At 67.9% G+C, this 16064-nt stretch carries 17 protein-coding genes; 8 read left to right on the forward strand and 9 right to left on the reverse strand.

Annotated features, from left to right (window positions below):
* Nucleotides 1-40 precede the first annotated feature (40 nt).
* The 4 genes from ACFULV_RS29340 to ACFULV_RS29355 all read right to left on the reverse strand — a co-directional run bounded on the left by ACFULV_RS29340 (nucleotide 41) and on the right by ACFULV_RS29355 (nucleotide 4508).
* Complete coding sequence (locus tag ACFULV_RS29340) at nucleotides 41-385, reverse strand: hypothetical protein (protein ID WP_378635571.1); 345 nt, start codon at nucleotides 383-385, stop codon at nucleotides 41-43.
* Nucleotides 386-414: 29 nt separating this feature from the next.
* On the reverse strand, nucleotides 415-1386 hold the full coding sequence (locus ACFULV_RS29345; protein WP_378635574.1) for a patatin family protein: 972 nt from the start codon (nucleotides 1384-1386) through the stop codon (nucleotides 415-417).
* A gap of 243 nt (nucleotides 1387-1629) precedes the next feature.
* Nucleotides 1630-3429, reverse strand: coding sequence for an acetyl/propionyl/methylcrotonyl-CoA carboxylase subunit alpha (locus tag ACFULV_RS29350; protein ID WP_378662281.1), 1800 nt, complete (start codon nucleotides 3427-3429; stop codon nucleotides 1630-1632).
* A 188-nt stretch (nucleotides 3430-3617) separates the two neighbouring features.
* The gene (locus tag ACFULV_RS29355) at nucleotides 3618-4508 is read right to left on the reverse strand and encodes a sulfurtransferase (protein WP_378662366.1); all 891 of its coding nucleotides are present in this window, start codon (nucleotides 4506-4508) and stop codon (nucleotides 3618-3620) included.
* A gap of 148 nt (nucleotides 4509-4656) precedes the next feature.
* On the opposite strand from ACFULV_RS29355, the gene ACFULV_RS29360 reads away from it, so the two are divergent.
* Complete coding sequence (locus ACFULV_RS29360) at nucleotides 4657-5421, forward strand: helix-turn-helix transcriptional regulator (protein ID WP_378635579.1); 765 nt, start codon at nucleotides 4657-4659, stop codon at nucleotides 5419-5421.
* Here ACFULV_RS29360 and ACFULV_RS29365 read toward each other — a convergent pair.
* The 3 genes from ACFULV_RS29365 to ACFULV_RS29375 form a co-directional block, all read right to left on the reverse strand.
* Complete coding sequence (locus ACFULV_RS29365) at nucleotides 5347-5982, reverse strand: nucleoside triphosphate pyrophosphatase (protein ID WP_378662369.1); 636 nt, start codon at nucleotides 5980-5982, stop codon at nucleotides 5347-5349. The genes ACFULV_RS29360 and ACFULV_RS29365 overlap by 75 nt on opposite strands.
* A 64-nt stretch (nucleotides 5983-6046) precedes the next feature.
* Nucleotides 6047-6376 (reverse strand): acyl-CoA carboxylase epsilon subunit, encoded by a 330-nt coding sequence (locus tag ACFULV_RS29370; RefSeq protein WP_378662284.1) that lies wholly within the window; start codon nucleotides 6374-6376, stop codon nucleotides 6047-6049.
* Between the two features lie 129 nt (nucleotides 6377-6505).
* Complete coding sequence (locus tag ACFULV_RS29375) at nucleotides 6506-8146, reverse strand: acyl-CoA carboxylase subunit beta (protein WP_378662287.1); 1641 nt, start codon at nucleotides 8144-8146, stop codon at nucleotides 6506-6508.
* A gap of 190 nt (nucleotides 8147-8336) precedes the next feature.
* Between ACFULV_RS29375 and ACFULV_RS29380 the strand changes: the two genes are divergently transcribed.
* On the forward strand, nucleotides 8337-9125 hold the full coding sequence (locus tag ACFULV_RS29380; RefSeq protein WP_378662289.1) for a biotin--[acetyl-CoA-carboxylase] ligase: 789 nt from the start codon (nucleotides 8337-8339) through the stop codon (nucleotides 9123-9125).
* A 36-nt stretch (nucleotides 9126-9161) separates the two neighbouring features.
* On the opposite strand, the gene ACFULV_RS29385 is transcribed toward ACFULV_RS29380, so the two are convergent.
* Complete coding sequence (locus ACFULV_RS29385) at nucleotides 9162-10130, reverse strand: acyl-ACP desaturase (protein ID WP_378662292.1); 969 nt, start codon at nucleotides 10128-10130, stop codon at nucleotides 9162-9164.
* A gap of 148 nt (nucleotides 10131-10278) precedes the next feature.
* Between ACFULV_RS29385 and ACFULV_RS29390 the strand changes: the two genes are divergently transcribed.
* The 3 genes from ACFULV_RS29390 to ACFULV_RS29400 are packed head-to-tail and all read left to right on the forward strand — an operon-like array spanning nucleotide 10279 to nucleotide 12867.
* Complete coding sequence (locus ACFULV_RS29390; protein ID WP_378635591.1) at nucleotides 10279-10812, forward strand: PH domain-containing protein; 534 nt, start codon at nucleotides 10279-10281, stop codon at nucleotides 10810-10812.
* A 41-nt stretch (nucleotides 10813-10853) separates the two neighbouring features.
* Nucleotides 10854-11552 (forward strand): response regulator transcription factor, encoded by a 699-nt coding sequence (locus ACFULV_RS29395; protein WP_056818039.1) that lies wholly within the window; start codon nucleotides 10854-10856, stop codon nucleotides 11550-11552.
* 7 nt (nucleotides 11553-11559) lie between these two features.
* Nucleotides 11560-12867, forward strand: coding sequence for a sensor histidine kinase (locus tag ACFULV_RS29400; protein ID WP_378662295.1), 1308 nt, complete (start codon nucleotides 11560-11562; stop codon nucleotides 12865-12867).
* A gap of 1 nt (nucleotide 12868) precedes the next feature.
* Here the strand turns inward: ACFULV_RS29400 and ACFULV_RS29405 are convergent, their stop codons facing one another.
* Entirely contained in the window at nucleotides 12869-13411 is a 543-nt protein-coding gene (locus ACFULV_RS29405; RefSeq protein ID WP_378635597.1) for a GtrA family protein, read from the reverse strand.
* Between the two features lie 39 nt (nucleotides 13412-13450).
* Between ACFULV_RS29405 and ACFULV_RS29410 the strand changes: the two genes are divergently transcribed.
* Genes ACFULV_RS29410 through ACFULV_RS29420 form a run of 3 tightly spaced genes read left to right on the forward strand, consistent with a single transcriptional unit; the run spans nucleotide 13451 to nucleotide 15943 of the window.
* The gene (locus ACFULV_RS29410) at nucleotides 13451-14674 is read left to right on the forward strand and encodes a 5-(carboxyamino)imidazole ribonucleotide synthase (RefSeq protein WP_378635599.1); all 1224 of its coding nucleotides are present in this window, start codon (nucleotides 13451-13453) and stop codon (nucleotides 14672-14674) included.
* A 43-nt stretch (nucleotides 14675-14717) separates the two neighbouring features.
* On the forward strand, nucleotides 14718-15224 hold the full coding sequence (gene purE / locus ACFULV_RS29415) for a 5-(carboxyamino)imidazole ribonucleotide mutase (protein ID WP_378635602.1): 507 nt from the start codon (nucleotides 14718-14720) through the stop codon (nucleotides 15222-15224).
* Between the two features lie 56 nt (nucleotides 15225-15280).
* The gene (locus ACFULV_RS29420; RefSeq protein WP_378635605.1) at nucleotides 15281-15943 is read left to right on the forward strand and encodes a TetR family transcriptional regulator; all 663 of its coding nucleotides are present in this window, start codon (nucleotides 15281-15283) and stop codon (nucleotides 15941-15943) included.
* Nucleotides 15944-16064 lie beyond the last annotated feature (121 nt).

Genomic DNA, 16064 nt, shown 5'->3' on the forward strand with positions numbered 1-16064 from the left:
CCGTGATCGCAGGACCCGGTCGGCAGATGCGGCGCAGTGATCAGGCGGACACGGCGGTCAGTCCGAGCGCGCCCGTGACGAAGCGGTGGACCGAGGCCAGGCCGGCGGCCAGTGCCTCGTCCTCGCCGGGACGAGCCCAGCCGGTCACCGCCGCGGTGGCGTCGGGGCCGGGCGTCACACCGATCTCGGCGACCATCTCGGCCGTCGTCGGAACGCAGACCGCCCAGGAGAAGTGCGACTCATCCGCCCACTGCGCCGACCGGGTGGCCACGTAGCCGGGATCGGTGATGCCGCCGTCGGCCAGCGCGGGTCGGTCGTCGATGCGCTCGTCGGCGCGCAGCGCGCGCAGATACCAGGACCCTGCGTTGATCTCGATCGGTTCCACGCGAGCAGCCTAGTGGTTCGGCCGCCGGGTCATGCCGTGCGGAGGGTGCCGCCACCGAGCAGGGAATGAACGGCCGTGCGGCCGATGTCGAGGGCGCGGGTGAGCAGGTCGGTGTCGCGGGCCGCGCTGTCGATGGCCGGGGAACCGGCGGGTGGGTGGATCTGGAGGACGTGGTCGCCGAGGCCGTCGAGGTAGCTGTCCTCCATCGCCTGCTGACCCGGCCGCTTGTTCCACGCCCGGAACGCACCGGGGGCGATGGCACGCATGTACCCGCCGCCGACCACCCGATGCAGCAGCGGCGCGGGCGGGCGGACCTCATCGGTCCGGCGGGTGCGCAGGACCAGGGCGTGGGTGGTGCCCGCGGCCACGGCGGTGCGGATCGGGACGGTTTCGGTGAGGCCGCCGTCGAAATAGCTGCCACCCGCGAGGGCGACCGGTGGTCCCGCCAGCAGGGGAAGGCCCGCAGAGGCCCGTAGCGCCGTCATGAGGCTCTGTTTGTCGGTGATGTAGGGCCCGAGGTCCACCGACTGCCCGGTGCGGATATCGGTCGCGATGGGGTGGAAGGTGGTGGGGTTCGCCAGAATCGCGGGGAAGTCCATCGGTTCGATGCCGTCGTACACGCGATGCACGAGATAGTGCAGATCGAAGACGGGGCGACCGCGGAAGATGCGTACCGGATCGACCACGCGGCGCATGATCGCCGGATCGGTCCACGAACGCATCCCCGTCGCCGCGCGCCCGCACAGCAACCAGGCGCCGTTGATCGCCCCGGCCGACGTGCCGTACACGGCGTCGAACACCTTCGCCAGACCCAGCTCCTCGAGCGCCTGCACCATGCCGCTGGAATACACACCGCGGCTGCCACCGCCCTCGATCACCAGCGCGAGACGATTGCCGTCGGTGCGGCTACCGGTTTCCCGGCGAGCCTGGATGACCTCGGCCACCGTTGCCGAACCCGGCGTCGAGAGCGGGTCCAGATCGGTGTGCGCAGTACTGGTCACCCGATCCACGATACGACAGAAGCCGGTCGCTCAGCCGGGCGAGACGCATGATCTTCCGCGCCCGTTCACCGATCCGTCTCCCCGCTGCCCGGACGGGAATCCGTCAGCTCGGTTCCGCGCCCGTTCACTGATTCGTCTCACGCTGCCGGGCGGTAATCCGTCAGCTCAGTTCCTCGGGCCGCTCGACGAACGACAACGGACGCCGGTCCGTGGAGACCGACGCCCGTTGTGTACAGCTGTTACCTACTTGATCTCCGCCAGGACCGTGCCCTGGGTGATCGCCGCACCCGCCGCGACGGCGAGCCCGGTGACGACACCGGCCTTGTGCGCGTTGACCGGGTTCTCCATCTTCATGGCCTCGAGCACCACGATCAGGTCACCCGCCTCGACGGTCTGGCCCTCTTCGACCGCGACCTTCACGACGGTGCCCTGCATCGGCGCGGTGACCGCGTCACCCGACGCGGCGCCCGCACCGGCGCCGCCACGCTTGCGCGCCTTCGGCTTCTTGCGCACCACACCGTTGCCGGCCGAACCGGCCGCACCGCCACCGAGGGTGAACTGACCGGGCAGCGACACCTCGACGCGACGTCCACCGACCTCGACGACAACCTTCTGCCGGGGCAGATCGTCGTCGTCATCGTCGGCCGCGCCGCCGGCGGTGTACGGCTCGACGGTGTTCTTCCACTCGTTCTCGATCCACTTGGTGTAGACGTCGAACTTCTCACCGTCGCCGATGAACGCAGGGTCCTCGATCACCGCGCGGTGGAACGGGATCACCGTCGCCAGGCCCTCGACGTCGAACTCGGCCAGTGCGCGGCGGGCACGCTGCAGCGCCTGCTCACGGTTCTCGCCGGTGACGATCAGCTTGGCCAGCATCGAGTCGAACTGACCACCGATGACACTGCCCTGGACCACACCGGAGTCGACGCGCACACCGGGGCCCGAGGGCTCACGGTAGACGTTCACCGGGCCGGGAGCGGGCAGGAAGCCACGACCGGCGTCCTCACCGTTGATCCGGAACTCGAACGAGTGGCCACGCGGGGTGGGGTCTTCCTTGATCGACAGTTCGTCGCCGTTGGCGATCGCGAACTGCTGACGCACCAGGTCGATGCCCGCGGTCTCCTCGGTGACCGGGTGCTCCACCTGCAGGCGGGTGTTCACCTCGAGGAAGGACACGGTCTCGCCCTGCACCAGGTACTCCACGGTGCCCGCACCGTAGTAGCCCGCCTCGCGGCAGATGCGCTTGGCCGACTCGTGGATCGCGGCGCGCACCTTGTCGGACAGGAACGGCGCGGGCGCCTCCTCGACGAGCTTCTGGAACCGGCGCTGCAGCGAGCAGTCACGGGTACCGGCGACGACCACGTTGCCGTGCTGGTCGGCGATGACCTGCGCCTCGACGTGGCGGGCCTTGTCGAGGTACTGCTCGACGAAGCACTCGCCGCGACCGAAGGCGGCGATGGCCTCACGGGTCGCCGACTCGAACAGCTCGGGGATCTCCTCGATGGTGTGGGCGACCTTCATGCCGCGGCCACCGCCACCGAAAGCGGCCTTGATGGCCACCGGGACGCCGTATTCCTTGGCGAACGCGACGACCTCGTCGGCGTTCTTGACCGGGTCCTTGGTGCCCGCGGCCATCGGCGCCTTCGCCTTCTCGGCGATGTGGCGCGCGGTGACCTTGTCACCGAGGTCGCGGATGGACTGCGGCGACGGGCCGATCCAGATCAGCCCGGCGTCGATGACGGCCTGGGCGAAGTCGGCGTTCTCGGAGAGGAAACCGTAACCGGGGTGGATCGCGTCGGCGCCGGACTTGGCCGCGGCGTCGAGGATCTTGTCGAACACGAGGTACGACTCGGCAGAGGTCTGACCGCCGAGGGCGAACGCCTCGTCGGCGAGCTTCACGAAGGGAGCGTCGGCATCGGGCTCGGCGTACACCGCGACGCTGGTGATTCCCGCGTCCTTGGCAGCCCGGATCACGCGAACCGCGATCTCGCCGCGGTTAGCTACGAGTACCTTCGTGATCCGTGCGCTGGCATGGCTGGGCACTGAGCCTCCTGTGTGCAATCTTTGGTCGCGTCGGGGAACGGGTCGCCGGTTAGGCCCCGTGCCCGGTATCGACAACTTTCGTCTCGGGCGAGTGTAGGCAGTGTGCCAACCCTGCTCGAACTCGGCTAGCCCTACTGTCGAGTAGGTCGCAGGTCACACTACGCGGCGTCCAGTGATGTGAACATGTTTCAAATGATCCGATTCGCGACACCTGGTTCGGTGCCCGTCACGATCGGTACCCGCACCGAGTTGCCCCATTCGATCCACGATCCGTCGTAATTACGCACCGACCTGCGGCCGAGCAGGAATGTTAGGACGAACCAGGTGTGGCTGGACCGCTCGCCCACCCGGCTGTACACGACCAGGTCGTCGGCGGGAAGCGCGCCGTAGACCTCGTCCAGGTCGGCGCGTGAGCGGAAGCGGCCGTCGTTCGTGGCGGCCTCGGTCCACGGGATGTTCACTGCCGTCGGCACGTGCCCGCCACGCAGGGCGGCGTACTCCTGGTTGAGCGGCTTGTCCTCGAGTTCGCCGGAGTACTCCTGCGCCGAGCGCACATCGAGGAGGGGTTTGCCGAGTCTGGCGAGTACGTCCTCGCGGAACGCGCGGGCGGTCGTGTCGTCGCGCGTGACCTCGGGGTAGTCGCTGGGCGTGGGGTAGGGCTGGTCGAACGTGGTGTCGCGCTCCTCGGAGATCCAGGCGTCGCGGCCGCCGTCGAGCAGGCGTACGTCCTCGTGGCCGAACAGGGTGAAGATCCAGGCGGTGTGCGCGGCCTGGGCGTTGCCGCGGTCGCCGTAGATCACGATCGTGTCGTCGCGCTCGATACCCTTGGCGCGCATCAGCTCGGTGAAGTGCCTGCCGTCGACATAATCGCGGGTCACGGGGTCGCTCAGGTCGCCGCGCCAGTCGATCTTGACCGCGCCTGGAACATGGCCGATGTCGTAGAGCAGGATGTCATCGTTGGACTCGATGATTCGTAAACCACGCACGCCGATGTTTGCGGACAGCCATTCTGTGGTTACCAATCGATGCGGGACTGCGTAGGAACCGAAGGCGGGGTGCGGATCCGGGGCGACGGGCACGTTGTGGTCCTTCACGCGAGTTGGGTGGGTGCGACCACTGTGTGGTCGCAGCCGATGGTAAGTGTGTGGTGGCACATCACGAATCGACACAATGGGCGAATAAAGCGCACGGATGTCCGATAAAGTCTCTGGAGAGGAGGGGTGAGCTATGTCCGATTCTTGGCCGCGACGGCGACTGCTCGCGATCCTACGTGGCGCCACCGAGCCCCTCGATGCCCAGGAACTGGCCCGCATCACCGGACAGCACGTCACCACCGTCCGATTCCACCTCGACGTCCTCACCCGTGAATCGCTGGTTCGTCAGTTCCAGCAACCGCCACGCGGCCGCGGCCGCCCGCGCATCGGCTATCGCGCGGTGCAGCGCTCGGTGGGATATCAGGAGCTCGCGCAGGTACTGGCCGACCATCTCGGTCCCGACCCGGTCGCCCGTTCCGCCGCCGCCGTCGCCGCTGGTCGCGCCTGGGGTGCCCGGATGGACATCGGTACCCAGCCGGTGGAAACCCTCGCCGACGCCAGGGACATCACCATGTCGCTGATGTCGGAGCTCGGGTTCGCACCCGAGAAGGAACCCGCCGGTGAGACCTCGGAGCACGTCCAGATCAACCTGACGGCCTGCCCGCTGCGGGAACTGGCCCGCTCACACGCCGAGGTGGTGTGCGGTGTGCACATGGGCCTCATGCGGGAGGTGCTCGAACGCAACGGCGCCCGTGGCCGGGTGGACGTGCAGCTGCACCCCTTCGTCGAGCCCGAGCTGTGTACGGCCCGGCTCGATCTGACGATGACCGCGCCCGACCGCACCCCGGCCGTGGAGCCGGGGGATCAGCACGTGGTCGCGCCGTCAGTCCCGCGGGTCCCGCCACAGTTGCGTGACACCGACGCCGACGTCTTCGAGCAGTCGGCGCAACAGCGGTAATCCGATCCCGATGACGCTGGACGGATCGCCTTCGATCCGGTCGACGAACCAGCCGCCCAGCCCGTCCAGGGTGAACGCGCCGGCGACCTTCAGCGGCTCACCCGACGCGATATAGGTATCGAGCTCATCCGGCGTCGGCTTCGCGAAATGCACCGTGGTGCTGCTGCATTCGGCCGACTCGGCGACGATCTCGCCGTCACGCAGCCGCAACACGCAGTGCCCGGTGATCAGATCCGCGCTGCGGCCCGCCATCGTGGCCCAGCGCTCGCGCGCCACCTCTGGGGTGTGCGGTTTGCCTTGGAGCTGCCCGTCGACGAGCAGCATCGAATCGCAGCCGACGACGACACAGTCGGCGCCGAATTCGGGAATCGACGCGGCTACGTCGGCCGCCTTGGCGCGAGCCAGGGCGACGACGACATCGTGCGAGGAGGTACCGGCGGGCAGTGCCGCCGACACCGCGTCCTCGTCTACGCCCGAGACCCGCACCACGGGATCGATGCCCGCGGTGCGCAGGATCCCGAGCCGGGCAGGCGAGGCCGACGCCAGAACCAGCCTGGTCACCACAGCATCAGCTCCGGTGACCGCCGCACCAGCTTCGGTCACCGCCGCACCAGCTTCGGTCACCTCAGCGCAGGTGCGACAGCATCGGGTACACGTACGGCGAGAACGGGTTGGTGCCCCGATGCATCATCGTCGATGTGCCCCACGCGTCGGCCGGTTCGTTCGATCCGCCGACGGGTGCGCTGGCGGCCGCCGCGCTCAGGACGGCGACCAGCGCCGCGATGTCCTGATCGGTGGGCGAACCCTTGAGAATGCGGAACAGCGGTTCCCCCGCGGCATCGACGGGGGCTTGCGCCACCGTGCCCGCCGGCAGTTCGACCTCTTCGACGAGCGGTTCGACGACGAGCTCGAGCTCGGCGACTGTCAACACGTCTTCTTCTGCCACAGTTGTCACAGTGCCAGATCCTTCCTGCACTTACTTCGCTTCACAGCGCGGTTGCCGCGATCATTCCCGGTGCGGCCGCGCCGATCAATAGTTGTGTTCCACAACAAGTGTGCGCGGCCTATCCGGGATATCGCGTTTTCAGAGCGGAATGTTGCCGTGTTTCTTCGGCGGCATGGTCACCATTTTGCGCTCGAGGAGCCGCAGCGCCGATACGATCTGGCCACGGGTGTGCGAGGGCGGGATGACCGCGTCCACGTAACCGCGCTCGGCGGCGACGTACGGGTTCACGAGAGTGTCCTCGTACTCGTTTTGCAGCTCGAGGCGCAGCGCATCGACGTCGTCGCCGTTCTTGGCGGCTTCGAGCAGCTGCTTGCGGTAGACGAATCCGACGGCGCCGGAGGCACCCATCACGGCGATCTGGGCGGTGGGCCATGCCAGGTTCACATCGGCACCCATGTGCTTGGAACCCATGACGTCGTAGGCGCCGCCGTAAGCCTTGCGAGTGATGATCGTGATCTTGCCCACAGTGGCCTCACCGTAGGCGTAGAGCAGCTTCGCGCCACGGCGGATGATGCCGTTGTATTCCTGGCCGGTGCCGGGCAGGAAGCCGGGCACGTCGACCAGGGTGATGATCGGGATGTTGAAGGCGTCGCAGGTGCGCACGAAGCGCGCGGCCTTCTCCGAGGCGTCGATGTCGAGGCAGCCGGCGAACTGGGTCGGCTGGTTGGCGACGATGCCGACGCTGCGCCCGTCCACCCGGCCGAAGCCACAGATGATGTTCATCGCGCGCTCGGCCTGGACCTCGAGGAACTCGTCGTCGTCGAGCAGACGACGGATGACCTCGTGCATGTCGTAGGGCTGGTTCGGCGAGTCCGGGATGATCGTGTCGAGCTCGATGTCCTCGTCGGTCAGCGAATCTTCGATCGCCCCGTTGATCGGGTCGGTGGGCGCGTGGCGCGGGGACTCGGCGCGGTTGTTGCTCGGCAGGTAGCTCAGCAGGTCCTTGACGTAGTCGAGGGCGTCCTGCTCGCCGGAGGCGACGTAGTGGGCCACACCAGACTTCACCATGTGGGTGTGCGCGCCACCCAGGTCCTCCATCGAGACCTCTTCACCGGTGACGGTCTTGATCACGTCGGGCCCGGTGACGAACATCTGGGAGGTCTGATCGACCATCACCACGAAGTCGGTGAGCGCGGGGGAGTACACGTGACCACCGGCGGCGGCGCCCATGATCAGCGAGATCTGCGGGATCACGCCGGAGGCCTGCACGTTGCGGTGGAAGATCTCGCCGTAGAGGCCGAGGGAGACGACGCCCTCCTGGATGCGCGCGCCCGCGCCCTCGTTGATGCCGACCAGCGGACGGCCGGTCTTGATCGCCAGGTCCATCACCTTGACGATCTTCTCGCCGTAGACCTCGCCGAGGGAGCCACCGAACACGGTGACGTCCTGGGAGAAGATGCACACGTCGCGGCCGTCGATGGTGCCGTAGCCGGTGACGACGCCGTCGCCGAGCGGGCGGTTGTGCTCGAGGCCGAAATTCACGCTGCGGTGCTTGGCGAGGGCATCGAGTTCGACGAAGGAGCCTTCGTCGACCAGGGCGAGGATGCGCTCGCGCGCGGTCATCTTGCCCTTGGCGTGCACCTTGTCGACCGCGGCCTCACCCATCGGGTGTTGCGCTTCTTCCAGCCGATTCCGCAGATCAGCCAGCTTCCCGGCGGTGGTGTGGATATCGGGGGCGCCCGCCGATTCCGATGCGGGCTGCTGCTGGACACTCGTCATGGGTTGCGAGTGTAACGAGTGACACCTCCGCGCACCACGGCAGTCTCGCTTACCGGCCAGTAGAGAAACCCCAGCTAGGCGTACCTCCGCATTCGCTCCGGCCATGCGCAGTCTGAGGATGGGCTACGCCCACAGCGCCATTTCGGTACGGTCATGATCGTTCACAGAGAACTCCAGTAACGTGCCGAGAATGAACAGGCCACCCATCGATGTACCGCGTCTGCGCAGCTCGCAGGGACTGTCGTTCTACGACCGGATCGATGTAGTCGAATCGACCGGATCGACCAACGCCGACCTGGTCGCTCGCGCCGCCGACCCGTCCGCCGACCGTCAGGCTCTGCTCGCCGAGGAACAGGTGAGCGGTCGCGGCAGACATGCCCGCGCGTGGGTGAGTCCGCCCCGGGCGCAGATCTCGTTGTCGATCCTGGTGCGCCTGCCCGGCATCGATCCCGCCGCGCTCGGCTGGTTGCCGTTGCTCACCGGCATCGCGGTGGTCGACGCGCTGCGCGGCACGGCCGGTGTCGCACCGGAATTGAAATGGCCCAACGATGTCCTGCTCGACGGCCGCAAACTCGCGGGCATCCTGGCCGAGGTCGCCGCGACCGGAATCGCGCCCGCGGTGGTGGTCGGCATCGGGATGAACGTCGACCTCGCCGAATCGGAACTGCCTGTCGCCCACGCGACTTCGCTGAGCTTGGCCGGTGCGCAGAACGTCGACCGCACCGCGCTGGTCGCGGCGATCCTGGCCGAGTTCTCGCGCCGCTTCACCGCGTGGGAGCGGTCGGGCTGGGACACCGTCGATCTGGTGGCCGAATACCGTGAGCGGTGCGCCACCATCGGCATGGAAGTGCGAGCCGAACTCCCCGGCGGGACGGTGCTCACCGGGGTGGCGAGCGATGTCGACGACACCGGGCGGCTGCTCATCGGTGAGCGGGCGGTGTCGGCCGGCGACGTTTCCCACCTGCGCGGACAGTACTGACGACGGGCCCGCAGCCGGGCCCGTCGCCGAGACGGATCAGTGTGCGCCCGCACCCGCGGTCGCGCGCTCGGCCACCTCGCGCTCGCGCGCCAGCAGCCGGTCGCGCTGCTCCTCGAACCGCAGCACGTCCTTCTCCAGCTTGTCGATGAACAGCGCGAGTTCATCGCGCGCTGCCTCACCACGCGCACCGAAGTCGTTGCGGTCGAAGACGTTCCACTGCTTGAGCACCGGGCGTACCACCTCGTCGAGGTGCTGGCGCAGGTCGTAGATTCCGTGCTTGGCCATCAGCACGCCGTTGCGCCGCCAGTTGGGCATGCCCGCGCCCGGCATCTGGAAATTGGTGAGCACCTTGGTGATCGCGGGCATCGCCTGGTCGGGAGCCAGGTCGAGGGCCGCCGCGCACAGGTTGCGGTAGAAGATCATGTGCAGGTTCTCGTCGGTGGCGACGCGGGCCAGCATCTTGTCGGCGATCGGGTCGTCGCACACGCGACCGGTATTGCGGTGGCTCACCCGGGTGGCCAGCTCCTGGAACGTCACATACGCGACGTTCACCAGGAATCCACCCCAGTTCGCCGGTGCGTGCGCGCCCTGGGTCATGTGGACCATCCGCGCTTCCTCCAGCGCCACCGGGTCGACGCCGCGGGTGACGACGAGGTAGTCGCGGATCACGATGCCGTGGCGGTTCTCCTCGGCGGTCCAGCGGCCCACCCAGGTGCCCCACGCGCCGTCGAGGGAGAAGTTCTCGGCGATCTCGCGGTGGTAGGACGGCAGGTTGTCCTCGGTGAGCAGATTGGTGATCATCGCCGCCTTGGCGACATCGGTGAGCCTGGATTGTGATGGCTCCCAATCGGTTCCGCCCATCGCGGCGAAATTGCGGCCTTCCTCCCACGGGACGTAATCGTGCGGATTCCAGTCCTTGGCGATGGAAAGGTGCCGGTTGAGGTTCTGTTCGGCCACAGGTTCGAGGGCCGTGAGGATTTCGAGCTGAGTCAGATCTTCGGTCACGCGTGCCTCCACTGTCGGTGTCGAGCAAGCAGATAAGGACAAAACCTGGCATCTAGCGTGTAATCCACAGTATCGCCTCGGCAGTGGCATCGAGAAATGCGGTGTGACTGTCACCGGACTCGATGTGCCAGCGCGGTACTGTCGCATCATGGGTTACCCGGAGGATGTCCTCGCGCCCGACGAGCAGTTGATCCTGCACCGCCACCCGCACTGGAAAATGTTGGTGTGGCCCATCGTCACTCTCATCGTCGTGACCGCGATCGCCGGTTTCCTCGGCGGCCTGGCCTGGCGCAACACCACCGGTCACGTGCGCACGGTGTTGCTGATCCTGATCGGGCTGGCCTGGCTCGGGCTGGTCGCGTGGCGGGTCGTCGCGCGCGTGATCGCCTGGAAGTCGACGCATTTCATCGTCACCGGGCGGCGGGTGCTGGTGCGCCAGGGTGTGCTCACCCACACCGGCATCGATATCCCGCTCAGCCGGATCTCCAGTGTGCAGTTCCGCCACGGTCTGCTGGACCGGGCGCTCGGCACCGGCACCCTGATCATCGGCTCCTCGTCGGAGGAGCCGCTCGAGTACGACGACGTGCCCCAGGTCCAGCAGGTCCATTCGCTGCTCTACCACCAGGTCTTCGAGGCGGGACGTTCCGCCAACGAGCAGCACTGGGGCGGCGGCTACCGGTGAGCTGCCCTTCCTCGCTGATCAGAAACATTTAACCTGTGCAGATGACCGCTGTTCTGCTGGCCGAAGACGACGAGGCGATCGCCGCACCCCTGTCGCGTGCACTGGGGCGTGAGGGCTACACCGTCACCGTCGAACGCTTCGGCCCGGCGGTGTTGCGCCGCGCCCTCGAGGGCAACCACGACCTGCTGATCCTCGATCTCGGCCTGCCCGGCATGGACGGGCTGGAAGTGTGCCGGCAGGTGCGTGCGAGCGGGGCCGATCTGGCCGTGCTGATGCTCACCGCCCGCACCGACGAGGTCGACTTCGTGGTCGGTCTCGACGCGGGCGCCGACGACTACGTGGGCAAACCGTTCCGGCTGGCCGAACTCCTCGCCCGCGTGCGAGCCCTGTTGCGGCGCAGCGGGATCGGGGACGACGCGGTGGAGGTCGGCGCGATCCGGCTCGAACCCGCGGCGCGGCGCGTGCTGGTCAACGGGGCCGAGGTGAATCTGGCCAACAAGGAGTACGAGCTGCTCAAGGTCCTCATCGACCGGGCGGGCCAGGTGGTGGCGCGCGAGACCATCCTGCGCGAGGTCTGGGGCGACGCCGACCTGCGCGGCTCCAAGACGCTCGACATGCACATGTCCTGGTTGCGTCGCAAGATCGGCGACGAGGGCCCGATGGCGGAGCGTCGCATCGTCACCGTGCGCGGTGTGGGGTTCCGGCTCAATACCGACGGCCCCACCTCGCACCGAGGCTGACGCCGCAGTGCGCCGTCGCATCCTGCGCTCGATCCTGACCGTGCTGACCATCACCACGGTGGTGCTCGGCGTGCCGCTGATCTACACCGCGTGGCTGTGGGTCGAAGACATCACCCGCAACGATCTGCAGAGTCGCCTCGACCGGATCTCGACCGAGGTGATCGCCCAGGAACGGATCGACGGGACCGTCCACGACGGTCTCGACGTGCGCGCCATGAGCGCGCTGGTGCCCGAGGGCGGCAAGCTCACCATCGTCTATCCGGCGCCGCACGACAATGCCGCGCGCACCGATATCGGCGTCGCCGAGGTGGCTGATCCGCTGGTCGAATCGCTGTCGATGGGCACGTCCGGTTCGCTGCGGCTCGAGGTGCCCGCCGGGCCGATGCATTCCCGCCAGGAGCAGGCGGTGGCCGCGGTGGCGCTGGCCGTGCTCGCCTCGCTGGGTGCGGCGTTCTCGGTCGCGGTGGTGACCGCGCGCCGCGTCGCCGACCCGCTGCGCGATGTGGCCGCCAGGGCGGCCCGGCTGGCGATGGGTGACTTCCGGCCCGATCCGCGCCGCCACGGCATCGCCGAACTGGACCGGGTCTCCGATGTGCTCGATTCGGCGACCGTCGAGATCGCGGGCCGCCTGCAACGCGAGCACGCGCTGGTGGCCGACGTTTCCCACCAGCTACGCAGCCGCCTGACCGCCGTTCGCCTGCGCCTGGACGAGTTGTCCACCCACGCCGACCCGGAGGTGGTGCACGAGGCCGAGGAGGCGATGGCGCAGGTCGACCGGCTCACCGATGCCATCGACGACCTGGTCCGCGCGTCCCGCGACGAAGACGCCACCGACCGCGATCCGGTGCCGGTGATGGCGGAACTGCGCGGTGTCGTCACCGAGTGGACCCACCCGTTCCACGAGACCGGGCGCGAACTGCTGTTGCTCGGCGACGAGTCCCTGCAGGCCCCGATCACCGGTTCGCGGCTGCGCGAGGCCGTCGCGGTGCTGGTCGACAATGCCCTGATGCACGGCGGCGGCACCTGCACGATCTCGGTGCGCACCGTCCCGACGATGAGCTCTCGCGACCCGCTGATCTGTGTGGAGGTGTCCGACGAGGGCGAGGGGGTGCGCGACGAACTGGCGCCGCACATCTTCGATCGTGGTTTCTCCGCGGGCGGTTCGACCGGTGTCGGTCTCGCGCTGGCCCGCGCGCTGGTCGAGGCCGACGGTGGTCGGCTCGAGTTGCAGCGTCGCCGTCCGGCCCTGTTCGCGGTGTTCCTCGGTTCCAAGCTCAAAGGCCCGCAGAACGCGACCCTGACCGAGCCGCGCTGACTCAGGATTGACCGAGGGGCTCTTCTTCGATCAGTTCCTCGAACTCGGCGACGATCTCGTCGATCTCGTCGGGGAACACCCAGCGCCGCATCGCCCAGAAGCGGAACGCCATCTGCAGCAGGTTGCCGATGATGAACGCGCTGAAGAAATCGGCCACGTTCGCGACGACGAAGCTCACATGCGGTTCGCGGAGGTCGAGTCCATAGATCGAGATCCACAGCGGGATATTGGCCAGAACCACCCCGATCCCGCTCACCGCGAAGAACAGCAGCGCCTCGTGATGCTTCTCCCGGCCGCCTCGATTCTTGAACGACCATTCTCGGTTGAGGATGTAGGAAGCGATCACCGCCACCACGCCCGAGATGATCTTGGCGGTGAGCGGTTTGTCGGCGAGAATCGTCCATTTCAGGAGGTAGTACAGGCCGCTGTCGATCACGAACGTCGTGGCGCCGACGAGGGCGAATTTGATCAGCTCTTTATGCCTGATCGCGATTTCTCGCAGGCGCGGGGGAAGGACGCTGACCACGTCGTCGACGATTGACACGAGTTCTGAGTGTACCGGTCGCGAACATTCGCATTCGACATGACAACATTGCACGACGTGAGTGCACGTTCATTCGATCCGTCAGCCATGCCCACCGTCACGATGGTCGGTGGGGGCCAGCTCGCGCGTATGACGCACCAGGCCGCGGTAGCCCTGGGCCAGCGTCTACGGGTGCTCGCCGAGCGGCCGGACGACCCCGCCGCCCAGGTCACCCCCGACGTCGTGCTCGGCAGCCACGACGACCTGTCCGCGCTGCGAAAGGCCGCGCGCGGTTCGCACGCGCTGACCTTCGATCACGAGCACGTGCCGACCGAGCACCTCGACGTGCTGGTCGCCGAGGGCGTGAACGTGGCGCCGCCGCCGCAGGCGCTGATCTTCGCCCAGGACAAGCTGGCCATGCGGACGAAGCTGTCCGCGCTGGGTCTGCCGGTTCCGGCGTTCGTCGAGGTCGCCGCGCCCGCGGACGCGGTGGCCTTCGGTGACGAACACGGCTGGCCGTTCGTGCTGAAGGCCGTGCGCGGCGGGTACGACGGTCGTGGCGTGTGGATGCCCGCCGACGCGGCCGAGGCCACCCAGCTGGTCACCGACCAGCTCGCGCACGGCGTCCAGTTGCTGGCCGAGTCGAAGGTCTCCTTGAAGCGGGAGCTGTCGGCGATGGTCGCGCGGTCGCCGTTCGGGCAGGCCGCGACCTGGCCGGTCGTGGAGACCGTGCAGCGCAACGGTCAGTGCGCCGTGGTGATCGCCCCCGCCCAGGACCTGGACGAGGACCTCGCCGCGCGCGCCGAGACCATGGCGCTGGAGCTCGCCGCGGGTCTGGGTGTGGTGGGAGTCATGGCCGTCGAGCTGTTCGAGACCCACGACGGCGAACTGCTGGTGAACGAGCTCGCGATGCGCCCGCACAACTCGGGTCACTGGGGCATGGACGGTGCCTGCACCGGCCAGTTCGAGCAGCACCTGCGCGCGGTCCTGGACTACCCGCTCGGTGATACGACGCCGCTCGCCCCGGTGACGGTGATGGCGAACATCCTCGGTGCGGCCGAGGCTCCCGAGATGTCGATGGACGAGCGCCTGCACCACCTGTTCGCCCGCCTGCCCGAGGCCAAGGTGCACCTCTACGGCAAGGGCGAACGGCCCGACCGCAAGATCGGTCACCTCAATATCCTCGGTGACGACGCCGTCGAGGTCCGCGAAAAGGCCGAGCGGGCGGCGCACTGGATGTCGCATGCCGTCTGGACCGACGGCTGGGATCCGCACGGCGCGTGACACCACCTCCGCCACCACAGTTCTCGACCCCTAAGGAACCCACGTGAGCACCAACGGACCCCAGGTCGGCCTGATCATGGGCAGCGACTCCGACTGGCCGACCATGGAAGCCGCCGCCGAGGCCCTCGCCGAATTCGGCATCCGCTTCGAAGTAGGCGTCGTCTCCGCCCACCGCACCCCGCAGCGCATGCTCGACTATGCCCGTGAAGCCGCAGGACGCGGCCTGAAGGTGATCATCGCGGGCGCGGGCGGCGCGGCCCACCTCCCCGGCATGGTCGCCTCGGCCACCCCCCTGCCCGTCATCGGCGTCCCCGTCCCCCTGAAGTATCTCGACGGCATGGACTCCCTCCTCTCCATCGTCCAGATGCCCGCAGGCGTCCCGGTAGCCACCGTCTCCATCGGCGGCGCCCGCAACGCGGGCCTGCTGGCCGCCCGCATCCTCGGCACCTCCGACGACTCCCTGCGGACCCGCATGGAACAGTTCCAGGCCGGCCTCGAGAAAATGGTCCTCGACAAGGACGAAGCCCTGCGCACCAAACTCCTCGGCTGACGAGGTTCCCGACGTCAGGTGAGGCGCTTGCGGAGCAGTGACTACGGTTGACCCCCGTGGCACACGATGATGCGGCGCAGTTTCGGCTCACGGTGGTTGATCAGGCGTTGCGATTGTTCGCCGAGCGGGGGTACGAGGCGACGACGGTGGATGAGATCGCGGTGGCGGCGGGGATCTCGCGGCGGACCTTCTTTCGGCAGTTCCGGTCCAAAGAGGATGTGATCTTCGCTGATCACGAGTTCCAGCTGGCCTCGGCGCAGGAATTTCTCGAGGGGGTCGGCGACGGGGATCCGTGGGAAGCGGTGTGCGAGGCCGTGATCGGGGTGTTCGAGCGGTTCACGCAGTGGCGCGACATCGCGGCGCGGCGGTATCAGGTGGTGCGGCGGGTGCCCGCGTTGCGTGAGCGCGAGATCGTCACGGTGTTCCGGTACGAGCGGCTGTTCACCGAGTTCCTGCGCGGCCGGTTGCCGGAGGTGCCCGATCTGGTTCGGGTGCAGTACACAGCCGCTGTCACCGCCACGCACAACTACTTGCTGCGGCGGATGGTGCGCGGCGAATCGGGGGCGGCGGTCGCCGATCTGCGCACTGAACTGGCCATGATCCCGCGCGGCCGCAGGGCGCCGAGCGAGTCCGACGACATGGTGCTCGCCGTGTTCCCCCGCGACATGCCGCCGCGCAAGGTGGCCGATCTTCTCACCGCGCGCCTCGGTAACCTGTGAGCGCCACCCGAGCCGAAGCGCTCGACAGTGACACTGAGTGCCAACCATATATCCGCATGTAGCGATAGAGTGCCGCGCGTATAATCCTCGGTAGATTGGCACTGCGTGCCGACGCCACACG

Source organism: Nocardia sp. NPDC057272 (genome assembly GCF_042668615.1).
Lineage (GTDB): Bacteria > Actinomycetota > Actinomycetes > Mycobacteriales > Mycobacteriaceae > Nocardia.